This is a genomic window from Oceanospirillum sp. (genome assembly GCF_982874595.1).
Genome location: NZ_CEYNZH010000043.1, coordinates 23,174 through 30,911 on the forward strand (window position 1 = coordinate 23,174; position 7,738 = coordinate 30,911).

At 50.2% G+C, this 7,738-nt stretch carries 5 protein-coding genes; 2 read left to right on the top strand and 3 right to left on the bottom strand.

What is annotated here, in order from left to right:
• Positions 1-18: 18 nt before the first annotated feature.
• Positions 19-1,983: an acetoacetate--CoA ligase gene (locus AC4GL5_RS14500; RefSeq protein ID WP_490383506.1), complete on the bottom strand. Its 1,965-nt coding sequence runs from the start codon at positions 1,981-1,983 to the stop codon at positions 19-21.
• A gap of 335 nt (positions 1,984-2,318) precedes the next feature.
• Between AC4GL5_RS14500 and AC4GL5_RS14505 the strand changes: the two genes are divergently transcribed.
• Both AC4GL5_RS14505 and AC4GL5_RS14510 read left to right on the top strand, forming a co-directional pair.
• The gene (locus AC4GL5_RS14505; RefSeq protein WP_490383507.1) at positions 2,319-3,023 is read left to right on the top strand and encodes a glycerophosphodiester phosphodiesterase; all 705 of its coding nucleotides are present in this window, start codon (positions 2,319-2,321) and stop codon (positions 3,021-3,023) included.
• A gap of 266 nt (positions 3,024-3,289) precedes the next feature.
• The gene (locus AC4GL5_RS14510; protein WP_490383508.1) at positions 3,290-4,225 is read left to right on the top strand and encodes a DMT family transporter; all 936 of its coding nucleotides are present in this window, start codon (positions 3,290-3,292) and stop codon (positions 4,223-4,225) included.
• Between the two features lie 38 nt (positions 4,226-4,263).
• On the opposite strand, the gene AC4GL5_RS14515 is transcribed toward AC4GL5_RS14510, so the two are convergent.
• Together AC4GL5_RS14515 and AC4GL5_RS14520 are read right to left on the bottom strand one after the other, a co-directional pair.
• Entirely contained in the window at positions 4,264-6,648 is a 2,385-nt protein-coding gene (locus AC4GL5_RS14515) for an EAL domain-containing protein (RefSeq protein WP_490383509.1), read from the bottom strand.
• Positions 6,649-6,941: 293 nt separating this feature from the next.
• Positions 6,942-7,738: hydroxymethylglutaryl-CoA lyase (locus tag AC4GL5_RS14520; protein WP_490383510.1), on the bottom strand; the 797-nt coding region annotated here is incomplete at its 5' end.

Sequence of the window (7,738 nt, forward strand, 5' to 3'; positions counted from 1 at the left end):
TGGGCTTTAGGTTAGCTTTTAATTCTGCAACTGAGGCAGGTCTTTATACAGCTCCAGAGCTTCAGGATTTGCCAGGGCGTCGGTGTTCTTCACCGGGCGATTGTGCACGACGTTGCGTACTGCCAGTTCAACGATTTTACCGCTGATCGTTCGTGGAATATCACTGACTTCGATCACCTTGGCAGGGACATGGCGCGGCGTAGTATTGGCCCGAATGGTATCCTTAATCTCTTTCTCTATTTCTGGTGTTAACTCAAAGCCTTCCTTCATGCGGACAAAGAGCACCACACGAACATCGTCCTGCCAATCCTGACCGATACAGAGACTTTCCATCACCTGATCCACTTTTTCCACCTGACGGTAGATCTCGGCGGTGCCGATACGCACGCCGCCGGGGTTCAGAACCGCATCGGAGCGGCCATGGATAATCAGGCCATCATGTTCGGTGATCTCAGCGTAGTCGCCATGAGCCCAGACATTGTCGAAAGAGCCAAAGTAAGCATCGTGATACTTTTCGCCTTCCGGATCATTCCAGAAACCGATCGGCATGGACGGGAAGGGTTTGGTACATACCAGCTCACCTTTATCACCGCGAATCGCTTTGCCGTTATCGTCATAAATATCAACTGCCATCGCCAGACCACGGCATTGCAGTTCACCGGCATAAACCGGACGGATCGGGCAGCCAAGGGCAAAGCAGGAAACGATATCGGTGCCGCCAGAGATAGAGGACAGGCAGAGGTCTTCTTTGATATCACGATAGACATAATCAAAGCTTTCATGGGCCAGAGGCGAACCGGTAGAGAGTACCGCTTTAAGCTTCTCAAGGTTGTGGCTTTCACGGGGTTTTTCACCCACCTTCTCAAGGGCGGCAATATATTTGGCTGAGGTGCCGAAGATGCTGATGCCTTCTTCTTCGGCGATATTCCACAGCACATTCGGGCGCGGGTGGAATGGTGAACCATCGTAAAGCAGTACCGTGCAGCCCGTTGCCAGACCCGATACCAGCCAGTTCCACATCATCCAGCCACAGGTGGTGTAGTAGAAAAGCACATCGTCGCGCTTCACATCGGTATGCAGCAGATACTCTTTAAGGTGCTGGATCAGGGTACCGCCCACAGAGTGCACAATACACTTGGGCACACCCGTCGTACCGGAGGAGTACATAATGTAGAGCGGGTGATCAAAGGCAACCGGTTCAAACTCGATAGTCGTTGCGGAACTATCTGCAAAATCAGACAACAGGGTTGCTTTGCTTTTTGCCGGTTCGGTAAGCCCTGAAAGATCCGGGTTGTCATTAACAAACGGAATGACAACAACATGATCGATCTCAGGCAGGCGTTCCAGAATGCCGGACACTTTTTCCAGACTATCCAGGGTCTTGTTAGCGTAGAAATAGCCATCTGTTGTGAACAGCACTTTAGGTTTGATCTGACCAAAACGATCATAAACACCGTTGATGCCGAAATCCGGTGAGCAGGAGGACCAGACGGCGCCCAGAGAGGTGGTTGCCAGCATCGCGATCAGGGTTTCGGCACAGTTCGGTACAAAACCAGCAACACGGTCACCTTTCTCCACGCCCATTTTTTTCAGACCGGCAGCATACTGAGCGACCTGCTGATACAGCTCGTTATAGGTCAGGGCTTTGCGCTGGCCTTTTTCACCACGGAACACGATGGCGGTGCGGTCATCACGGAATTTGAGCAGGTTCTCAGCAAAGTTAATTTTGCTCTCCGGGAACCAGCGGGCACCGGGCATTTTCTCCGGGTTTTCCAGTACGGTTTCGCTTTTCTTATCCGCGATAACACCGGCGAAATCCCAGAGTTCAGACCAAAAATCTTCGGTTTGCTCGATACTCCATTCATACAGATCAGAGTAATCATTCAGTGAGAGTTTGTGGGCATCATTGACCTGTCGGATAAACTGATGCAGATTGCTGCTTTCGATGCGGTGGGAACTGGGTTGCCATAGGGGCGCACTCATGGATGTTTGCTCCTTCTTGCAGATCCTGAGATGTTTCTGCATCGCCCTGTTAAGGGGATGAGAAGACAGATCTGTGCTGTTGTTGTTCTTGTGGTCGGTGAACGGGCTCTGTTAACGGAACGTCGCTGTAACAAAAAATATTAAGCACAATTAGCTCACTCCAGGCATTTTAACGCCACTTTGCTATTTATACAGTCTTGCAAAGTGATGAGCTATCGCGGTGTTGGTACAGTTAAATTACCGTAATTTTGTTTGTCTTAATGTACTTTAAGTTGACGTTAACGTAAAGGTCATTATGTGCGTCCTGAGCGTACATTTATTGTGGAGTGTTGGGTATGAAATTCTTTGCTCACCGTGGTGCTCTGGCCGATGGCCCCGAGAATACGCTGATGGCTATTGATATGGCTTTGGCTGCTGGTGCAGAGGCGATCGAGATTGATGTGATTGAGCACCAGGGGCGCTTACTGGTGCACCATGACCTGAGTCTTGACCGAACGACGAATGGAAGTGGCCTTTTGGCGGATCACACTCTTGTGGGATTGCGCCAGTTGGATGCGGGGTTAGGGCAGAGAATCCCTTTTCTGGAAGAGGTTCTGCTGCTGGTCGGTGAGCGAGCCACGATTAACATTGAACTTAAAAGCAAGGCAACAGCCGGACCTTTGGCTGTGATACTGCATCAGAAGCCCTATGAATCGCTTAAAGGGAATATTCTGGTCTCATCATTTGATCATGTGGAGTTATTGCGCTTCCAGCAAAGCTGTCCTGATGTGGCTCTTGGTATGTTGCTTTATGGGGCCGTTCTCTCATTGCCTGCGGTGATGGGACCTCTCAAACTCAGTTCCCTGCATCTGAGTGATGAGTTTATCGATCACGGCCTGATACGTGAGGCGAAAACGCTTGGGCTGGCAGTCTATATCTATACCGTTAATCAATTATCCCAGGTGAAAGCTCTGAACGAGTTAGGCATTGATGGTGTCTTTACCGACTACTCAAGTCTTTGGCAGGATTGGCGGGAAATAAACTGCTTGCCAGAGGGGTAAGTTTTGGTAATAGTAGATCTTCAACTCTAAAGGATCACTTATGTTTTTTAATCGTCGACCATTGATTATTCCTGCCTGCTGGCGTGTCAATCGTAGTGCAGCTGCCATGTTATTCCCGGCAGCTGTATCCGTTAGTCGACGACGTTGATTCTGTTTCTGTTGTTTAGAAAAGGTCGCTTCGTCAGCGGCCTTTTTTTATGGCCGCTGTTTTTGGTCTGTGAATTAAACCCTTAAGGGTAAAAGACGCCATCACAAGGAAATTAGTTATGTCGATACCGGTTGCTTATGCGCTTGCGGTTATTATCTGGTCTACAACACCTTTAGCGATTGTCACCAGTGGTGATAGTTTGCCACCCATGGCCGCGGCTGCATCACGTATGGCACTGGCGGCACTTGTTGGTTTGCCACTGCTCAGGGTGTTGGGGCTGAATCTTCCGCTCAACCGACAAGCGTTCAAGTCTTATCTGACCGCCGTTATCGGTATTTTTGGAGCGATGGGGGTCACCTATGTGGCTGCTCAGTGGATCCCATCGGGATTGATCTCGGTATTGTTTGGTTTTACCACCATCATGACAGGTGTACTAAGTCATTTTCTGGTGCCGGACAGCCCTATGACGGGTAAGCAGTGGTTGGCTTGTGGCCTGGGTATTATCGGTTTAGGGGTTGTCTTTAGTGATAATCTGGTGGTAACCGGTCAGGGTGTCATTGGTGTTTTATTGGCGCTATTGGCGGTTTTCTTTTTCAGCAGCAGTAACGTGCTGATGAAGCGTAATGGTGCCGGCCTGCATCCGTTGCAGCAAACTGTGGGAGCTTTGTGGTGTTCGCTGCCTTTTTATACGCTTGCTTGGTTTGCTACTGGAACTGAGGTTGTCCTCGAAGATATCAGTATGCTGAGTGTGTTGTCTGTGGTTTATCTGGCGACCTTGGGTTCTTTGGTCGGCTTTATGGCGTATTTTCACCTGATCGCGAATCTGCCACCAGCCTATGTTGCACTGATCACCCTGATCACCCCGGTGATTGCGCTCTTTCTGGGCAGTCAGCTGCACGATGAGCCCGTGACAATAGAGATGCTGTCAGGCGCAGGCGTGATTCTGTTAAGCCTTTTGCTCTTCCTGAGCGATAACTTTATTCGTCTTTGGCAGGAGAAAAAGCGGATGTCAGCGTATAAGGATGAGAAGCGTCCTTCCGGACGCAGCGCCTGAATCAGAGAAAAGTCTGGGAGAAGGGTAGGTGCTTGGGGCTAGACCGGTTCGGATTCCGCTATCAGATACCGCTCTGCGAATTCGTCGAGCGGTAACGGACGGCTGAAGAAGAAACCCTGGAATTCATCAATACCCAGCTCCTGCAGCATGCGGATCTGAACTTCGTTCTCGACACCTTCAGCGTTTACCCATAGTCCAAGGCCGTGTCCCAGCTCAATTACTGTGCGGATAATGGCCCTGTCCTGTGGGTCTTCGTGCATGTCCATAACAAAGCTTCGGTCGATTTTCAGCTTGTCGACCGGCAGTTCTTTCAGGTAACTCAATGAAGAGTAGCCGGTACCAAAATCATCCAGAGCAACCTTTACACCCAGCTGACGAATAAGATTCAGGGTATTGCGAACATTTTCAAGGCTGGTGATCATGTTCTCTTCAGTGATCTCAATACAGAGGGTGTTGGGTGGAATTTCTGTTTGTTTGATCACCTTATGCACGTATTCAGCGAAATCCCGCTGATTAAGGCGGTGTGCAGAGATATTCACGGACAGTGAGGGCAGAGATTTGCCCTGATGTTGCCAGGTGCTAAGCTGGCGCGCAGCCTGCAGCAGAACCCAGTCATCAACCTTGCTGATCAGTCCGGTCTTCTCTGCGACTGGAATAAACTCAAACGGTGGGACCAGACCTTTTTCAGGATGTTGCCAACGGATCAGGACTTCAGCACCAATCAACTCTTTAGAGTCGGACTTCAGCAGGGGTTGATAGTAGAGGCAGAGCTCATCTTTCAGCAGTGCTTCGGAGAGCTCTTTCTCAACTTCCTGCTCTTTCAATACGGCCAGTTGCATCTCAATGGCGAAGAAGGTATAGCGGTCACGTCCGGCGGATTTCGAACGGTACAGGGCAAGATCTGCGTAGCGGAACAGCTGTTGCTGAACATCACCTTCCTGAATAACATCTTTGGCTTCCGGATAGAGGGCGATACCGGCACTTACCGTGCAGCGGATTTCACTGTTACCAAATTCAACCGGTTCAGAAAGAATCGCAATCAACTCACGTAACTGGCTGCCAATAAGCTCCCGGTCTGCAATATTGCTGAGCACGATGGCAAATTCATCACCGCCTAATCGGAAAATCTGAGCTCGATTACCAAAAAAATCCTGCAGGCGGTGAGCGGTCTTAATTAAGAGCATGTCACCGGTGACATGCCCCTGAGTGTCATTGATATCTTTGAAGTTATCCAGATCAAGAACAATCAGAGCCAGAGAGGAGAGTTCGCCATCGTCAACATCAGCAACCAGATTGCCCAGCTCGTTATGGAAGCTGACACGATTTGGCAGAGTGGTCAGATTGTCAAAATGTGCCAGATGCTGAATGCGCTCCTGAGCACGCTTCTGGTCGGTAATATCCATCACCGAGCCTTCGATATGCTCAGGCATGTTATCCGTGGCCGGAACCAGTCGGTTGCTGACGGTGGCCCAGCGTTTGATACCGGCACGGGTATAGATCTCGACCTCATTCAGGGTAAAGAAGCCCTCTTTACGCAGACGCTTCATCGCCTTTAGCCATTCGTGCGGGCGGACATAAACCTGCTTGCCGATATGTTGAATGGCATCAATACACTCGTCGGGAGAGCTATAGCCCAGAATGCGGGCAAGGGCGGGATTCACGTTCAGGTAGCGACCTTCCAGAGTGCTCTGGTGGAGACCTGTCATGGAATTCTCAAAGATGCTCCGGAATTTATCTTCAGCGGTGATCAGTGCGGATTCTGCGGCTTTGTGAGCGCTGATGTCATATACCGTGCCAACCACAGATTCCGTGATACCCTGCGGGTTTTTCAGAGCCCGGCCATTAAGACGAATCCAGACAAGAGAGCCATCGATACGCTTCATCTGAAGCTCCATACCCCTGACTTCCCCGAACTGATCCAGTTGCCAAAGGAATTCTTCACGATCCGATTCAGCGTTGTAGAGATCACGGGACAGGTGCTCAATGGCACCGATCATATGGGATGCGTTTCGGTAGCCAAAGGTGTCCGCCAGCGCCTGGTTCGCATAAACCAGTTTTCCGTTGCGGTTCGTTTTGTAGATACCGTCAACAGAGTTCTCGAGAATAGCCCTGGATTGCTCCCGATCGGTTTGATTAAACGCCTGAATAAGAAAGCCATCGTCTTCAATCGCGATGACCTGCCAGCGGTAACTATCTGAATCGTTGTAGCGAATATCATCGGAATCACCCAGCAGATGAGGGCCATCATCCAGAAATTTCTGGAAAAGTTCTTCAGGGATAAGTTGGCTGCAATCTGTAAAACCAAACTTCAGCGTCAGTTCTGAAGCAGATCGGTTAGACGTCAGGCATTCTCCTCTTTTTGAGACCAGCACAACAGGCGTTGGCAGATCATAAAAGTGTTGAATAAGAGATTGCGAGTCCATAAATACCGAGATTACCTGGTTACAGAGCCCTCAGTAGGGCTGACATTTTCGAGAGATAAGAAGTGTATCATTTTAAAATAACTATGTAACTTTAGGTAATTGACTGTTTTGTAACATTAAAATGGGAGTTAAATTTCTGGCGTAACGATTCTGGCTTAAGCTGGGGCACAAAAAAGGGAGGCTCAACACCTCCCGAATATAGGTACTTCAGAGCACAGAGTAGAAGTCACTATTAATGGTGAAGTGGCCCGTATTAGTCTGCGAGAGCATACAAACCAATACCGGGCCAATCGTCAGGATGACATCGCTAAACCCACCCGTGAACGATTCGTGCTGCCAATAGCCTGGGTAATAAAGTTACCGGTTGCTACCAGCTTGTTCAGGTCGATACCGGTTTCGATACCCAGTCCCTGAAGCATATAAACTACATCTTCGGTGGCGACGTTACCGGAAGCGCCTTTGGCATATGGGCAGCCACCCAGACCACCCACGGAACTGTCGACCACGGCAACACCTTCTTCCAGCACGGCGTAGATATTTGCCAGCGCCTGACCGTAGGTGTCGTGGAAGTGTGCCGCCAGTTTCTCAACCGGCACCACTTTGGCCACTTCGCGGATCATCGCCTTGGCTTTGTGTGGCGTACCCACGCCGACCGTGTCGCCCAGGGAGATCTCGTAACAGCCCATGTCGTAAAGCGCTTTGGCCACTTCAGCAACCTTTTCCGGCGCAATCTCTCCGTCATAAGGGCAGCCCAGTACGCAGGAGACATAGCCGCGAACCTTAATGTTGTTGGCTTTCGCCAGTTCCATAACCGGTGCAAAGCGTTCCAGACTCTCTGCGATAGAGCAGTTGATGTTCTTTTGCGAGAAGGCTTCAGAAGCGGCACCAAAAACGGCAACTTCTTCCACGCCCGCTGCAAGGGCTGTTTCCAGCCCTTTCACATTCGGAGTCAGCGCGGCGTAGGTAACCCCCGGTTTACGCTCAACAGCGGTCATAATCTCCTTCGCATCACCCATCTGAGGTACCCACTTAGGGGAGACAAAGCTGGCAGATTCGATATAACGCACACCGGCATCGGCCAGTTTGTCGA

Coding starts and splice junctions, on each gene's coding strand:
- AC4GL5_RS14500 (WP_490383506.1), bottom strand. CDS start 1,983: ATGAGTGCGCCCCTATGGCAACCCAGTTCCCACCGCATCGAAAGCAGC.
- AC4GL5_RS14505 (WP_490383507.1), top strand. CDS start 2,319: ATGAAATTCTTTGCTCACCGTGGTGCTCTGGCCGATGGCCCCGAGAAT.
- AC4GL5_RS14510 (WP_490383508.1), top strand. CDS start 3,290: ATGTCGATACCGGTTGCTTATGCGCTTGCGGTTATTATCTGGTCTACA.
- AC4GL5_RS14515 (WP_490383509.1), bottom strand. CDS start 6,648: ATGGACTCGCAATCTCTTATTCAACACTTTTATGATCTGCCAACGCCT.